Annotated in this window: 18 protein-coding genes; 13 read left to right on the top strand and 5 right to left on the bottom strand. The window is 47.4% G+C overall.

From position 1 onward, the window contains the following. Positions 1-2 precede the first annotated feature (2 nt). From P402_RS0111780 to P402_RS0111760, 5 genes are all read left to right on the top strand, one after another. Positions 3-428: a BrxA/BrxB family bacilliredoxin gene (locus P402_RS0111780; protein WP_026828877.1), complete on the top strand. Its 426-nt coding sequence runs from the start codon at positions 3-5 to the stop codon at positions 426-428. Between the two features lie 304 nt (positions 429-732). Further along, a complete protein-coding gene (locus P402_RS0111775) occupies positions 733-1,509 on the top strand; it encodes a transporter substrate-binding domain-containing protein (protein WP_026828876.1) in 777 nt (258 codons plus the stop codon). A 60-nt stretch (positions 1,510-1,569) separates the two neighbouring features. Continuing rightward, the gene (locus P402_RS0111770) at positions 1,570-2,226 is read left to right on the top strand and encodes an amino acid ABC transporter permease (RefSeq protein ID WP_026828875.1); all 657 of its coding nucleotides are present in this window, start codon (positions 1,570-1,572) and stop codon (positions 2,224-2,226) included. Positions 2,227-2,239: 13 nt separating this feature from the next. Beyond that, entirely contained in the window at positions 2,240-2,962 is a 723-nt protein-coding gene (locus P402_RS0111765; protein ID WP_026828874.1) for an amino acid ABC transporter ATP-binding protein, read from the top strand. 58 nt (positions 2,963-3,020) lie between these two features. Then, positions 3,021-3,626, top strand: a complete 606-nt coding sequence (locus P402_RS0111760; RefSeq protein WP_026828873.1) for an HD domain-containing protein — start codon at positions 3,021-3,023, stop codon at positions 3,624-3,626. 47 nt (positions 3,627-3,673) lie between these two features. Here P402_RS0111760 and P402_RS0111755 read toward each other — a convergent pair whose 3' ends face one another. From P402_RS0111755 to P402_RS0111740, 4 genes are all read right to left on the bottom strand, one after another. After that, on the bottom strand, positions 3,674-4,387 hold the full coding sequence (locus P402_RS0111755) for a ZIP family metal transporter (protein WP_026828872.1): 714 nt from the start codon (positions 4,385-4,387) through the stop codon (positions 3,674-3,676). A 149-nt stretch (positions 4,388-4,536) separates the two neighbouring features. Next, positions 4,537-5,301 carry a 2,4-dienoyl-CoA reductase gene (fadH, locus tag P402_RS0111750; RefSeq protein WP_026828871.1) on the bottom strand — a complete coding sequence of 255 codons (765 nt, stop codon included), beginning with the start codon at positions 5,299-5,301 and terminating at the stop codon, positions 4,537-4,539. An 88-nt stretch (positions 5,302-5,389) separates the two neighbouring features. Continuing rightward, positions 5,390-6,325, bottom strand: a complete 936-nt coding sequence (locus P402_RS0111745) for a manganese-dependent inorganic pyrophosphatase (RefSeq protein WP_026828870.1) — start codon at positions 6,323-6,325, stop codon at positions 5,390-5,392. Positions 6,326-6,381: 56 nt separating this feature from the next. Next, the gene (locus P402_RS0111740; RefSeq protein WP_026828869.1) at positions 6,382-7,467 is read right to left on the bottom strand and encodes an N-acetylglucosaminidase; all 1,086 of its coding nucleotides are present in this window, start codon (positions 7,465-7,467) and stop codon (positions 6,382-6,384) included. Positions 7,468-7,545: 78 nt separating this feature from the next. Here P402_RS0111740 and P402_RS0111735 point away from each other — a divergent pair, with 78 nt between their 5' ends. Both P402_RS0111735 and P402_RS0111725 read left to right on the top strand, forming a co-directional pair. Next, the gene (locus P402_RS0111735; RefSeq protein ID WP_026828868.1) at positions 7,546-8,499 is read left to right on the top strand and encodes an aromatic acid exporter family protein; all 954 of its coding nucleotides are present in this window, start codon (positions 7,546-7,548) and stop codon (positions 8,497-8,499) included. A gap of 228 nt (positions 8,500-8,727) precedes the next feature. After that, positions 8,728-9,852: a M20/M25/M40 family metallo-hydrolase gene (locus P402_RS0111725; protein WP_026828867.1), complete on the top strand. Its 1,125-nt coding sequence runs from the start codon at positions 8,728-8,730 to the stop codon at positions 9,850-9,852. Positions 9,853-9,909: 57 nt separating this feature from the next. On the opposite strand, the gene P402_RS0111720 is transcribed toward P402_RS0111725, so the two are convergent. Next, positions 9,910-10,089: a hypothetical protein gene (locus tag P402_RS0111720; RefSeq protein ID WP_026828866.1), complete on the bottom strand. Its 180-nt coding sequence runs from the start codon at positions 10,087-10,089 to the stop codon at positions 9,910-9,912. 107 nt (positions 10,090-10,196) lie between these two features. Between P402_RS0111720 and rnz the strand changes: the two genes are divergently transcribed. Genes rnz through P402_RS0111690 form a run of 6 tightly spaced genes read left to right on the top strand, consistent with a single transcriptional unit; the run spans position 10,197 to position 14,578 of the window. Continuing rightward, positions 10,197-11,102, top strand: coding sequence for a ribonuclease Z (gene rnz / locus P402_RS0111715; protein WP_026828865.1), 906 nt, complete (start codon positions 10,197-10,199; stop codon positions 11,100-11,102). A gap of 5 nt (positions 11,103-11,107) precedes the next feature. Then, positions 11,108-12,004: a hypothetical protein gene (locus P402_RS0111710; RefSeq protein WP_026828864.1), complete on the top strand. Its 897-nt coding sequence runs from the start codon at positions 11,108-11,110 to the stop codon at positions 12,002-12,004. Beyond that, entirely contained in the window at positions 12,001-12,417 is a 417-nt protein-coding gene (locus tag P402_RS0111705) for a DUF4430 domain-containing protein (RefSeq protein ID WP_026828863.1), read from the top strand. The genes P402_RS0111710 and P402_RS0111705 overlap by 4 nt, the downstream gene beginning before the upstream one ends. Beyond that, positions 12,395-13,093, top strand: coding sequence for a hypothetical protein (locus P402_RS0111700; protein WP_026828862.1), 699 nt, complete (start codon positions 12,395-12,397; stop codon positions 13,091-13,093). The genes P402_RS0111705 and P402_RS0111700 overlap by 23 nt, the downstream gene beginning before the upstream one ends. After that, the gene (locus P402_RS0111695) at positions 13,056-14,021 is read left to right on the top strand and encodes an ATP-binding cassette domain-containing protein (protein WP_026828861.1); all 966 of its coding nucleotides are present in this window, start codon (positions 13,056-13,058) and stop codon (positions 14,019-14,021) included. Before P402_RS0111700 ends, P402_RS0111695 begins: the two co-directional genes overlap by 38 nt. Continuing rightward, positions 14,012-14,578, top strand: coding sequence for an ECF transporter S component (locus tag P402_RS0111690; protein ID WP_026828860.1), 567 nt, complete (start codon positions 14,012-14,014; stop codon positions 14,576-14,578). The genes P402_RS0111695 and P402_RS0111690 overlap by 10 nt, the downstream gene beginning before the upstream one ends. The last annotated feature ends 13 nt before the right edge of the window (positions 14,579-14,591 follow it).

The raw sequence follows: 14,591 nt of genomic DNA, 5'->3' as shown, positions 1-14,591 counted from the left end.
CAATGGATTTCCAAATGTATTTTGAAGATGTCGTTCAAACGGCACGTAAAGAAGCAGCAGCTGCTGGCTTTGAAGAATTAACGACGGTCGAGAGCGTCGATGAAGCGATGAAGCGTGACGGTTTGACGCTTGTCCTCGTCAACTCGGTTTGTGGATGTGCCGGTGGGATTGCTCGTCCGGCTGCCGCTTACATCAACCGGATGGAAGGTGTAAAACCGGATCATTTCGTGACGGTATTTGCAGGGCAAGACCGGGAAGCAACAGACCGGGCGCGTGAATACTTCGAAGGATATCCGCCATCATCGCCATCATTCGCATTGATGCAAGATGGAAACATCCTGTCGATGGTCGAACGGTTTGACATCGAATCGTTTACAGCAGAAGAAGTCGTCGAGAAGTTAGAGTCGTTAATTGAAATCTACGCCTAAGTAAATCAAAAACCTGTTCCGGACGTCCGGAACAGGTTTTTTTGTGAAGCCGTCTAGTTATCAGACGAAAGATTGGAATCAAAATAAATGTAAACGTTAACAAAAGAACGGATTACGCATCTGGTATGAATAAATTCATGTTTTATGCACTATTTGTATATTATTATGCTTTACAATGAATAAATATTCGTATATTCTAAAAGCAATAAATCAGGTCGAACTTTTTAGTATTGAATTAGAAAAAAACATAAGTCATACTATTGTTAAAGTTCTGACAATTGAGCGTTGGAAGGGGAATTTATTGATGAAGAAACTAGTAGCAACGGCAATGGCAGGAATTCTCGCAGTCACGATGGCAGCATGTGGTGCCTCGGAGGAATCAACAGGCGACACGACGAAAAAGAACGATAAAGTATTGACGATGGGAACGTCAGCGGATTACTTCCCGTTTGAGTATATCGATACAGCAAAGGGTGATGATATCGTCGGATTTGATGTCGCCATCGCGAAAGAAGTGACAAAAAATCTCGGATACGATCTAAAAATCGAGGACATGGAATTTGGTAGTCTGCTCGGAGCACTCAGTGCAGGTCGTGTCGATTTCGTCATGGCAGGCATGACGCCGACTGACGAACGGAAAAAGAATGCTGATTTCACGGATATTTATTTCCAATCTAAAAATCTTGTCATGACAAAAGATAAAGCGATCGCTTCGGATGACGAATTAAAAGGCAAGAAACTCGGTGTCCAGCTTGGATCAATCCAGGAAGCATTAGCAAAAGACCGGTACAAGGACAGTGAAGCGGTTTCGTTAAACAAGATTCCGGAAATTATTCAAGAATTAAATACGGGCCGGATTGACGCATTGATCATTGAGGATGCCGTCGCCGTCAAATACATGAATCAAGACAAGGCGTTAAAAACGTATGAAATTAAAGAAGATGGACCAACCGGCTCTGCTGTCGCCTTCAAAAAAGGGGACAAGATGCGTGACGATTTCAACAAAGAGTTGAAAAAGATGATCGACAACGGAGACATCGACAAACTCGCAGAAGAATGGTTCCAAAAAGAAGCAAAATAAGAGTAGTGCATAGGGGTGGGGGTAACCTCATCCCTTTTGTGCGACGTTAGGAGATTGGTTATGATAGACTTTACAAAGATTCAAGATTCAATCCCATACATCCTGCAAGGGATTCCGGTTCTGTTCCAAGTTGTGGTCGTCGCGGCAATTGCCGGGATGCTGATCGGAATCGTGGTCGCCGCCCTGAAAATCACGAAAAACGGATTCGTTCGGTTCATCGGTCATGCCTATACGGCCGTGTTCCGCGGAACACCGCTCATTTTACAGCTGGCGATCATTCACTTTGGTTTACCGCAATTGACGGGATACGTCACGACCGGTTATCAATCGGCCGTCATCGCCTTCTCCTTAAATTCGGGCGCGTACATCTCGGAGATCATCCGGGCCGGGATTCAAGCCGTCGACCGCGGACAATGGGAAGCGGCCGATGCACTCGGAATTCCGTACATGAAACAACTGCGTTCAATCATCTTGCCGCAAGCCTTTAAAAACATCCTGCCGGCACTTATGAACGAAATGATCACGTTGACGAAAGAGTCGGCACTCGTTTCGACGGTCAGCGTGCTCGACGTCATGCGCCGGGCGCAAGTCGTCGGTGGAGAAAAGGCCTTGTATTTTGAACCGTTATTGTTTGCAGGATTCGTTTATTTCGTACTTGTCATGGGATTGTCCTTGATTGGTCAACAAGTCGAAAAAGCTATGAGAAAGAGTGGGTAATCAGATGGAACCTATGATTCAAGTTACTGATCTATATAAGCAGTTCGGAAAATTGGAAGTATTAAAAGGTATTACGACGACTGTCGGGCGGGGAGAAGTGGTTGCCGTCATCGGTCCGTCCGGTTCCGGAAAATCAACGTTTTTACGGTGTATCAATTTACTAGAACAACCGACAAGCGGAACAATCAACGTAGATGGATTTGAACTGACGAAACCCAAAGCAAACATCGCGAAAGCCCGTCAAAACATCGGCATGGTGTTCCAACAGTTTAATCTCTTTCCGCATAAATCAGTGCTCGATAACTTGATTTATGCACCGATTAACGTACTGGGTCTCTCGAAAGACGCGGCTATCAAGCGGGCGGAAGTCTTGCTTGATCGGGTCGGTTTGGCAGAAAAGCGGGACAACTTCCCGAACCAGCTGTCGGGTGGTCAAAAACAACGTGTTGCCATCGCTCGTGCGCTAGCGATGGAACCAAACGTCATGTTGTTTGATGAGCCGACGTCGGCGCTCGATCCGGAAATGGTCAATGAAGTGCTGGACGTCATGAAGCAACTTGCAGAAAGCGGGATGACGATGGTCATCGTCACGCACGAGATGGGCTTCGCGAAAGAAGTCGCGGATCGTGTCCTGTTCCTCGATGAAGGGATTTTGATGGAAGAAGGCAGTCCGGTCGAATTGTTTGATCATCCGAAAACGGATCGGGCTAAGAAATTCCTGGAGAAAGTATTATGACAAAAAGCGCTGACTCGATTAGACGAGTCGGCGCTTTTTTAAGAAAGGGAGGGTATTTATGTTAAGTGAAGAAACGGAACAGTTCGTCCGGATATTCCATTCAGATGACTTTTCCGGACATGATTTTGCCCACATCGAACGTGTCCGGACGATGGCATTACGGATTGCGGAAATTGAAGGGGGGGATGTCCGAATCATTGAACATGCCGCACTACTGCATGATGTAGCAGACAGTAAACTCGGCGGAACGAGCGAAAACGTTGATCAGCATCTGCAATCACGCGTATCGGAACAGGACCGCCTGCATATCCTCGAAATCATCAGCAATTTGTCATTTAAAGCCGGCGACCGTCCACCGATGAAGACACTCGAAGGGAAGATTGTCCAGGATGCAGACCGGTTGGACGCGATCGGTGCAATCGGCATCGCCCGGACGTTCCAGTTTGCCGGCCAATTCAAGGAACCGATGTATGTACCGGGACTCGTTCCCCGCAAGCCGGGTGACCGGACGGGAAAGACGAGTGCCTTACACCATTTTGATGAAAAATTATTTCGTTTAAAAGAGTTAATGAACACGAAGACAGCGAAACGCATCGCCGAAGATCGCCATCAGTATATGCTCGAGTTCGTCGAACGGTTCAAACAGGAATGGGAAGGCCGGTAACCACAACAAAACAGGGATTCGTTCCAAATGGAACGGATCCCTGTTCGTTAACTTAAGATGACAGCTGTAATCAGACCAAGTGAAGCGAACAGGCCGACGATGGCACCGCCCTCCTCATGGGCTTCCGGCATCATCGTCGAAGCGAGCATGGCAATGATGCCGCCGCTCGCAAAGGCACCGATCATCGCAAACTGCATATCCGGTAATTCCGCTAAAATGGAATAACCGGCAAGGGAAGCGAGCGCGGATATCAACCAGACGATTCCCCACATGACCAGAATTTTTTTCTTTGAGAAGCCATCTTTTTGTAAGCCGGTCGTACTCGAGAGACCTTCCGGGATGTTACTGACGAAAATCGCTGCAACGAGAGCGGCGCTGACATTTCCGGATAAAAGACTGGCACCGATCATGATTGATTCCGGAATCGCGTCCAGAATCGTACCGAAGAAGATGGCAGTTCCTGTGCCTTCGTTACCGCCGGACGATCTTTTTCGTTTACTGGCACCACGTGAGGAAACGAACATGTCAAAACCGGTGAACACGAGTGACCCGACGATAAAGGAAATACCGACAATCATCGTCGTGGATTTGTTTAAGGCTTCATCCAATAACTCGAACGTCGCCGCTCCGATTAAAATGCCCGTTCCAAACGACATGACGTACCCGATTAGACGTTGTTTAAGAGGAATGAACAAGCCGATTAATGCCCCGATTACGACAGCTCCTCCTGCGATTGCCCCCCACATAAAAGCGATTCCCATTTATATATCCTCCTTACTCCTGACTATCTGTATTACTATTTTCCTAAAAAAATGATTGATAAACATAGCTAAATGGGAAAATAAGAAGGGGCGGGCAGAAAACCATTTGAAAAGTCTCCCGCAATGGAGACGGGAGACTGAGAACAGCATCAAAACGGTTGTTTATTTAACCAGTGTCCGCCGTCGAGGGCGATACATTCTCCGTTTAAGTAGCTCGCTTGATCGGACAGCATCCAAGTCGCAAGACCGGCGATTTCTTCCGGTGTCCCGAATCGCCCGAGCGGGACGTTCCGTCGAATTCGTTCTGCGTGTTCCGGTGACATGGCGAGTTTATCGGCTCCGCCTGTCCGTTCAATCGGACCGGGGCTGATTGCATTGATCCGGGCCCCGTATTTGTACCCCCATTCGACAGCAAGTGTCCGTGTCAGGTTCAGGACCCCGGCTTTTGCAGCGGCACTTGGTGCGACCCCTGGACCGGCCTGCCAGGCGTACGAAGCGACAATATTCAAGATTTGTCCTCCTGATACCCCGTCTTCCTGCCAGCCTTTGACGAGCGCATGGGAACAGTTGAATGTCCCGTTCAAGACGATATCAATGACCGTTTTCCACCCGTTTGGCGAGAGTTCGTCAGTCGGACAGATGAAATTACCGGCTGCGTTATTGATCAGTGCTTCGAGTTGTCCGTATTGTTGCCGGGTTTGATTGACAGCAGCGAGGCAGGCGTCTGGATCCCGGACGTCCATTTGAATGACACTGTGTTTTCCATCAATCGCCTGTAAGTCCTGGTCGGTTTGTTGCAACCGTTCGGCATTTCGCCCGGTCACGACGACGTTCCAGCCGGCTTCTTTTAAAGCGAGGGCCATCGCTTTCCCCATGCCGCTCGTACCACCGGTGACAAGTACTGTTTTTGTCATGTGTAAATCCCCCTTATATACTGAATGAATAACCATTCAGTATAAGTATTCAAAAAAGAAGGAGCAAACTCCTTCTTTTGGATGGAAATTATTCGACTGCTGTTGCCGTATTCGTCAAGACCGGAACAACTTGTTTTTTCCGTGAAACGACACCTTCAAGATAAAGGAGGTGATTCGTAGCATCAAGTCCGAAGGCCCGTTCGACCAGTGAAGCTTCAGGTCCGAGAACAAGTGCGACCGAGTTGTTTGTCAAGATATCGGTGACGAGCAACATGTACAAGTCCAATTCTTTTTCAGCAATCAATGATTCGATCCGTGTTTCGAGTTCTGCTTGACGAAGCAAAACTTCTGCCGTATCGACTGTGTTTGCTTGTGCGATTTCGACTTTGAATGGTCCCATCGAAAACTCTTTTGCATCAAGTGCAATCAGCTCATCCACAGTTTTCATTGATAAATCAGCACCGGCTTTTAACATATCGAGACCATAAACGTTGGCATCGACGCCGGCAATCGTCGCGAGTTCACGTGCTGCAATGACGTCCTGCTCCGTACATGTCGGTGATTTGAATAATAACGAGTCGGAAACGATGGCTGATAACATCAAACCGGCGATTTCCGGTTTAATCGCAACACCGTGTTCTTTGTACATTTTGTTTAAGATTGTCGTCGTACAGCCAACCGGTTCTGCCCGGTAATAAATCGGATCAGACGTTTCGAAGTTGGCAATCCGGTGATGGTCGATGACTTCCGTTACTTTGACGGCATCGATATCGTCGGCACTTTGTTGACGTTCATTGTGGTCAACGAGAATGACGTGTTGTGCTTCTTTTGATACTTCTGTCACGAGGCGGGGACGGGCGACTTTGAAGTAGTCGAGCGCAAATTGCGTTTCTCCGTTGATTTCACCAAGACGAACGGCTTCAGCGTGAACACCGAGCTCTTTTTTTAATTCGGCATAGGCGATGGCCGATGCAATCGTATCCGTGTCCGGATTTTTATGACCAAATACTAAAACTTTTTCCATGTGTATTCACTCCTAAATGATTGATGTCTCGCCCATTAGTGTACCATAAGTCGGTTTTAGACGGCGTTCATTTTCAAGAGGATTCCGGCGATTTTTTCGCTCCAGTACGGATCGGAGGCATAAAACACGTTCATTCCGCGTGCCTTGTTTCCGAGAAACGGACCGCGGTAGTATTTCCCGTCTTTAGCAAGGTAATCACGGGCGATGAAGCGGCCCGTCTTACGGATCGAGTCTTCAAAGGAAGTATACGCCGTCGCATTTTGACCGGGAGCGATATCCGTTGCATTAACCCCGAATAGATTAAACTTGTCTTTAGCGATGTCGGACCGTCCGTAATCGGACTCGTGAATCGCATGGGCGAGCAAATAGGCCGCATTGATTTGATAAGTGCGTTCAACCTGCTTAAACGTCTTGCCCGTGCCGATCAAGGGACTGTCGGGAGCATTTTTTTTAATATAGGCATCCAGTTGCTTGGCTGTCAAAGCGGTCGGTTTCCGTAAATCCTGCGTCAACGTTTTGGACTCGACATACTGCATCGTTCGGTCGTCTAATGACGCCGGTGCTTCACCAGCCGTAATCAAACCACCGAGACCGGCATCGGCGACGATATAATGCAAGAGACGCTCGTCTTGTTTTTCATAATAGGACCGATTACTGGATTGTTCGAGCGGATAAAGAGTCAACCGATCGGAAGCGACATAACCGGTCAGACCGGCAATCTCGACCCGACTGACCGAATCCGTATAGGCAAGTAAAGCGAGTCGACTGCCGGGCGCGACATACGTATGTCGTTTTTTCAACGCACGGTCCGAATAAATATTTAAGGTCTGATTTGAATTGACGATTCCAATCCCGCTTCCGGTCAAATAGAGATACCGTTCATCGGACGTCCGTTTGATAGCGCCACGGCGTCCGTTGATAAATGCTTTCGCTTCGGTGACGGAATCGAATTCTTCTTCCCGGATGACTTTCCCGTCCCGGTAGAGTTCCGCGACGTATGGGGAAGCCGGAGGAAGAATGGTTTGGGGTTTGTCCCGTAACAACAGGAACAATCCGCAACCGAGTAAGAAAAAAAAGACAAGCCCCTTGAAGGAGCCCGTTCGACGGACCGGGCGAGTGGGGCGAATCGTACGTTTAGTCAAAAAATCACGTCCTTCAAAAAAATCAATCGACAACCTGGGTAAAGAATAGGTACCCTAACAAAGAATGGAGGGAAGTCTGTGTTTATCGGATATCGCACGTTAAAGACCGCTGTCGCAGCGGCACTCGCGATGTGGATTGCGGAAAAGATGCAACTGGATTACTACGTTTTTGCAGCCATCATCGCTATTTTGAGCATTCAAGCGACAAGAAAAAAATCATTTCGTTCGTCTTATGAACGGATCATGGCTTCGGTCCTCGCGATTGGACTTGGTTTTGTGATCTTCGAAGTCATCGGATACCGTCCGATTGCTATTGCACTCTATTTCATTTTATTTCTTCCACTGACACAACGCCTCCGCCTACAGGACGGTTTTATCACAAGTGTCGTCATCCTGACCCATCTGTATGTCGCACGCCAATTAAACCTCAGCATTTTTTTAAACGAATTGTATTTGTTGCTGATTGGTGTCGGGGTCGGATTACTCGTTAATATGTACATGCCGAGTCTCGACCGGACGATTGCCGAGCGGCGACTGCAAATCGATCAACGGATTGCCGCCTTGTTCTTCGAAGTGGCCGCGGCGATCGAGACGGGGCGGATCAACCAACATTCGCTGACGCTACATGAGACGGAACGGCTGTTGAAAGAGGGGAAGGATGCTTCCTTGAAACGGATGGGGAATGCCATCGGTCGGCGAAATGATGATGAAGACTATCTGTATTTCCGAATGCGCGAACAACAATTTGAATTGTTGAGTGGAATCGTCCGCAACGTCGATGATTTAGTCCTTGTCGTAGACGAAGGTAAAAAAGTCGCCGACCTGTTCCGGACGATTGGTGACAATGTCCGACCCGATGCCGACGCGACGTTATTTTTGATGGAACTCAAACGTCTACTCGAAGAATTTCGCGAGTCACCGTTACCGAAGACACGCGATGAGTTCGAAGTCCGGTCCGCTCTGTTGCACATGTTGCAGGAAGCGGAACAGTATTTGAAACTGAAGCAACGATTCGTCGATCAGAAGAGGTAGAACATCGTCGACGCAAAAGTACCGAGTAAGAAAATTGCTAAAATCGTAATCGTGGTCCATTTGATGATCCGTTGTTGTTTTGATGGTTTTGCCATAATAAAACGACTCCTTTCATAGAACGATTGATTATAGCCATTGTACAAACAACGCTTGCGAAGTGCAAATCTGCCTATAGATGGTATACTAAAAAAGCGCTAGTCGAACTGAAAAAATGAGGAGGAATGCAACATGGTGAATGAGCAACGTGTACTTGATACCTTTTTAGAACTGGTCCAGATTGACTCGGAATCAAAAGAGGAAGCACAAATCTGTGCCCACTTAAAAGCAACGTTTACGACACTCGGCTGTGACGTATTCGAAGATGACGCTTCATCAAAAACCGAACATAAAGGAAACAACTTGATCATCACGCTTCCGGCAACAAAAGACGGAGTCGATAAGATTTATTTCACTTCCCATATGGATACGGTTTTTCCGGGACAGGGAATCAAACCAATCATCGAAGACGGATATGTTAAAACCGATGGAACAACGATTCTTGGGGCAGATGATAAAGCGGGACTCGCTTCATTAATCGAATTGGTCCATGTCTTGAACGAAACGAATCAACCGCACGGGAAAATTCAATTCGTCATCACGGTCGGCGAAGAGTCCGGTTTAGTGGGGGCGATGGTTTTGGATCCATCGAAGATTGATGCAGACTACGGTTTTGCTCTGGATTCAGACGGTAAAGTCGGCGATATCATTACGGCTGCACCAACCCAAGCGAAAGTAAATGCAAAAATTTACGGCAAAACAGCTCATGCTGGTGTTGCACCTGAAAAAGGAATCTCTGCCATCACGATTGCAGCAAAAGCAATCGCTAAAATGCCGCTTGGCCGGATCGATGAAGAGACGACGGCGAACATTGGACGCTTCAGCGGAGGTGGTCCATCGACTAACATCGTTTGTGATTACGTCGAAATCTTTGCGGAAGCCCGCTCACTCGTTGCGCCTAAAATGGAGGCCCAAACGGCGAAAATGAAAGCGGCTTTCGAAGAAGTTGCTGCTGAATTCGGAGGGCGTGCGGAAGTCGAAGTCAAAGTCATGTATCCTGGTTTCAAATTCGAAGACGGCGATCAAGTCGTCGAAGTGGCGAAAGCAGCGATTACACAACTCGGTCGGACACCACGTTTGTTGCATTCTGGTGGGGGATCAGATGCAAACGTGATTGCTGGATTTGGGATTCCAACCGTCAATTTGGCTGTTGGTTACGAGGACATTCATACGACAAACGAAAAAATGCCGATTGAAGAGCTCGTCAAGACAGCAGAATTATGTGTGACGTTAGTGGATTACATCACGAATAAGTGATGCCAGACTAAAAAGAGTGTACCGCAACGTTGCGGTACACTCTTTGTCGTTGTACGATTAAGTTAATTGTGGACGTTCGAAATATTCCATCGACTCAAGAACAAGTTCTTCCGTACATAGTAAGGTTGTTGCAATGTCTTGAATTTGGATTGATTTCCCATACTGTTGCCGATAGTTTTCGTTTAACATCCGGGCACTTTGTACGATTCGTGCATAAGTCCGTTCGATTTTGGTCATGGAAAAACCACCTTTCGAATCAGTATGGGTACAGTTTATCATGCTTCCACTCGAGAAAGGTGTATTTTGTGTATAAAAATTGCTAATTTTACGAAAAGGGGAAAAAGATGGAATTTTATTTTTTAGGAACAGGAGCCGGGATGCCGTCCAAACAACGGAATGTTTCATCCATCGCACTGTTACATCCGAAGATGACCTGGTTATTTGATTGCGGTGAAGCAACGCAACATCAGATGTTGCACAGTCCGATCAAACCGCGTAAGGTCAGTACGATTTTCATCACACATCTGCACGGTGATCATATCTTTGGACTGCCGGGTTTTATCAGTACCCGGGCTGCACTGGAAGGTACGACGTTGTTGACGATCTATGGACCAAAAGGATTAAAGGAGTGGCTGGAGGCGACATTACGGGTTACCGGGACGTATCTGCGTTATCCGCTCGACATCATTGAAGTCGAGGCAGGCGGGACATACGAACAGGAAGGATTCCGAATCACTGTCGAAGAATTGGAACATCGATTTTTGGCGTACGGTTACCGGATTGAAGGTCAGGAAGAAAAAGGAGCATTACGTGTCGAAGCGTTACAACAACTGGGCATTCCTTCTGGACCACTCTATCGTCAAATCAAACAGCAGGAAACGTTTGTATTTGAGGGAATCGAACACCGGTCGACTGATTTTCTTGGAGACCCAAAGCCGGGCATCAAGTTGGCCGTGTTAGGAGATACGGTGCCATGTGACGGGAGTATCCGTTTGGCACAAGAAGTAGATGTCCTTGTGCATGAGGCGACATTTGCTGATTCGGAACAAGATCATGCCGGACGTTTTGGTCATTCGACAGCAAGACAAGCTGCTGAAATCGCCTTAAAAGCACAGGCTAAAAAATTGTTGCTGACGCATATTTCTGCACGGTATGTTGATCAAGAACAACGGTTGGAAGTGGAGGCGCGGGAAGTATTTGAAGAGTCATACCTCATGACAGATCATCAATCTGTCGTGATTAAGGGGTAAACAACATGGACTTTCTCATCCAATGGTCATTGTTTCTGCTAGCAAGTATCATTCTTGGTTTCTTTTTAGAAAAACGGACGGAAAAGGAACAATATCTTTACTTGAAATTCGTTTTTTATGCATGTTTAGGAGCGGTATCGTTTCCTGTCTATGACATTCAGTTGCCGCTGGGAATCATCTTATTCCTGATTGTCCTGCACCCGAAAAAAAATTCTCGATACAAACGATATATGGCCTTATTCGGATTTCTTTTTTTCCTGCTTCAGCTCATCCTGGGACCGTTCGATACGTTTACGCTTCGGGAAGAGACACAACAAATCGGACAGGTCACGATTACAGATGAATCTTTTGACACACTGATGACGCACATTGACCGGCGGATCGGAGACGACTCGCTGCGACTGGAACAAAGTCAATTGTTGTTTGACCAAGGAGGCAACCTGCGGAATGCGACATTTGAGTTGATCGCGAAAAGTCCGAAGCGGTTCATCCGGTACGAAGTGACCTATCAAGAAGTGACGGGCACATTGACGTACCGTCCCCGGGAAGAAGTACTGACCCGTTCGCTCGAGTCGTACTATCAAAAATTGATTGATGCCTCGACCTCGTTTCGAACGTTGAAGACTTTATCTATCAAGCAGATTCTCCATGAATCGAAGACACCGTATGTCGAGATGGATTTGGATGGTTTGTATGAAACGTTCAGCTTACAGGATGCTACGGTTCTATTGATTAACGATCAAGGTGAATTGATTCCGTATGTGAATACCGGAGAAGATGTGTTGGCCAACGCGATTCGATTGACGTATCTTCGTTCCGACGGGCAATCGTTACGGGAGAAAACAATACTTTTATACAATTACAGTTTTGAGACCTCAAGACGAAAAGGAGTCGTACGATGAAAAAATGGATGCTGATGAGTGGAATCTTGTTGCTTGCAGGATGTACGGAAAAACCGGCGGATCAGACGGCGGATTCAAAAGCATGTGACCGCTCCGTAGACGTTTCGGTCGTCAATCATGCAAAGAAAAAAACGACGACATTATTCGAAAAAGAGATGTGCTTGAGCAAATCGGAAACGGCGCTCGATGCACTGGAAGAGACAAAACTGCCGGTCGTACAGACCGGTAAGGGTGAAATGGCGTACGTGACGGCCGTTGACGGTATCCGTGAAAAATCAGCCGGAGCAAGCAGCGGCTGGGTATTTGGCGTCAATGACAAACCGGCACAAGTCGGGGCAGGGGCGTACGAACTAAAAGACGGCGACCGTCTGGAATGGCGATTTGAAAAAGATGCAATGGCTTATTTTCAGTAAGGCGGAACGGGAGCGACTTCATCCACTGAATGTCGCTCTTTTTTTAGTGGCGATGTTATCGGTCCCGTTCTTTTTGCACACATATGCCGGCATACTGATTGTTTTGACCGGACATTTCGTATTCTTTACATGGATGCGTCAATGGAACGTTTTGCGCTATCTGACGTTACCTCTGATTTATATCGGAATGATGTATGCCCCTCTGCTCGTCGGTGCTTCCGTTGATCCATACGGGATTTGGTTGACCGGACTGACGGTTGCCTTGTTCGTAACATCAAGTCAATTGACTTTTACATTGGTCCGACTCGATCAGATGGGTCCGTTATTTCGGATTCTACCGCGACTGACGCGCTTAACGGGGATGGTCCTGGCTATCTTGCCATCGTTGCTCCGTACGTGGCCGGAAGTGAAGATGAGCCATGCCAAACAACCGGTGGCAGAAAAGATGGAACGGGTTGCGTTGTATCATCTGTTACCGGTCGAAGCAGTCCCGAGTCCGTTACGTCACTTGACGCGTTCTGATCTGTTGATGGGACTTCTGATTACAGTAATATACATTGCCTTATGGTCTCCTGTTGCGGTCGGGGCCGCGTTAGTGTTACCCGGATTAGTAATGTTCTCAAAAGGAGGAATACGGGATGCCTACCATCATTACCGACGAAGAAGGTTCACTTGAACGTCTGGAACAACTGGCCCATACGGCCGGAGCCGAAGTGATTCATCCGGACCGCCTGTTGCATGGTCGTGTTCGCGATATGTTAGCGACGACCAGTTTATTTGTCGCAGGAGAACTGGCGACATTACTTGGGCTGGAAGCTTTTTTTGACCGAGAGACAAGTGAGTTGTCTTCGGGGGAACAGCAACTGGTTTCGCTCGGGTATACATTGTCTAGCTTACCGGAACGGATTTTCTTGGCGGAACCGTTTTTATTTTTAGATCAAGTCCGTAAAAACCGGTTGATACTGTTGTTTGAGGAAATCGAACGTCGTTTTTCCTGTCACATCACCTATTCCGTGGTACAACAGCATCCACTCAAAAAACAGAGCGGAACGAGAGCGGTCAAAGGAAAGGTCATCGACGAGATGTTACGCATCCGGCACCGTTATCCGTTGCAGGCAAAATACGCCTTGCTGGTCGAACAGATGTCGTTTCGCTTAGGGGAGCGGGTAGCCTTGATTGGAGCCAACGGAAGTGGGAAATCAACCTTGCTACGCCTGTTGCTTGGGGTTGACCGGCCGCTTTACGGAAAGGTCAAACGAACCGGGGAAAAATGTTATGTTCCGGCACATCCTGCCCTGGCACCTGTCTTGGATAAGCCGGGCGCTACTTTTTCCGAACAAAAAAAACAATTGATCGAACGGCTTTCCTGGACGGAAGAAGCCTGTTATTTTGATGAACCGACGGCGGGGTTAACCAATCAGCAACGGTCTGATTTTATTCAAACTATGCTGAATCATCCGGACAAGTTGATTATTCTCGCCACGCACGATCCCGACCTGATTTTTTGTGCGACCCGCATCGTGTATCTTGTCCAAGGGGAAATTGCCTTTGATGGTCCGACATCGATGTTCATCGAGCAAAGCAGGTTGTACGAATGGAGTTGATCGGCGCAGCAGTCCTCCTCATCAGTTTAGTTATTCTCTGTTTCGAAAAACGTCCGATTTCAGAGTCCATGCTTCGGTTCATGGCCCTCATCACGGCAGCGGCGATTGTCGGAAGGCTGATTTTTGCAAGCATTCCGAATGTTCAACCGGCGACCGCACTAGTTCTCCTGGTCGCAGCCTGTGTAGGGCCGGTTTCCGGAACGATTGTCGGAATGCTCGTTGTCGTCTTGACGAGTTTATTTTTAGGAAGTGGTCCTTTTGTGTTATTTCAAATCGTGGCGTACACGGTCATCAGTCTTCTCTGTGTCTTACCGGGTATGCGAACGAGATGGCTTTTAACGATCTATGGACTGGCGGCGGGGTTTTTTTATGGCTGGATCAGCAATTTAGGTTTTTTAATCTTTACCGAGTTTTCGCGAGAAGCGTTTTGGACACTACTCTTGACAGGCGGTCTATTTGATTTATTGCACGGCGTTTCGAATGCTGTCTTCATCTGGTTTTTGTACCCGATTTTTTTGCGGATTTTGCACTCGTTTGATGGAAATCAGGGTACATGATAAGTAATCCCAT

The sequence above is a fragment of the Exiguobacterium sibiricum 7-3 genome, from assembly GCF_000620865.1.
Taxonomy (GTDB): domain Bacteria; phylum Bacillota; class Bacilli; order Exiguobacteriales; family Exiguobacteriaceae; genus Exiguobacterium_A; species Exiguobacterium_A sibiricum_A.
The sequence above is the reverse complement of the archived record's forward strand: the minus strand, read 5'-3'. Positions and strand labels throughout refer to the sequence as shown.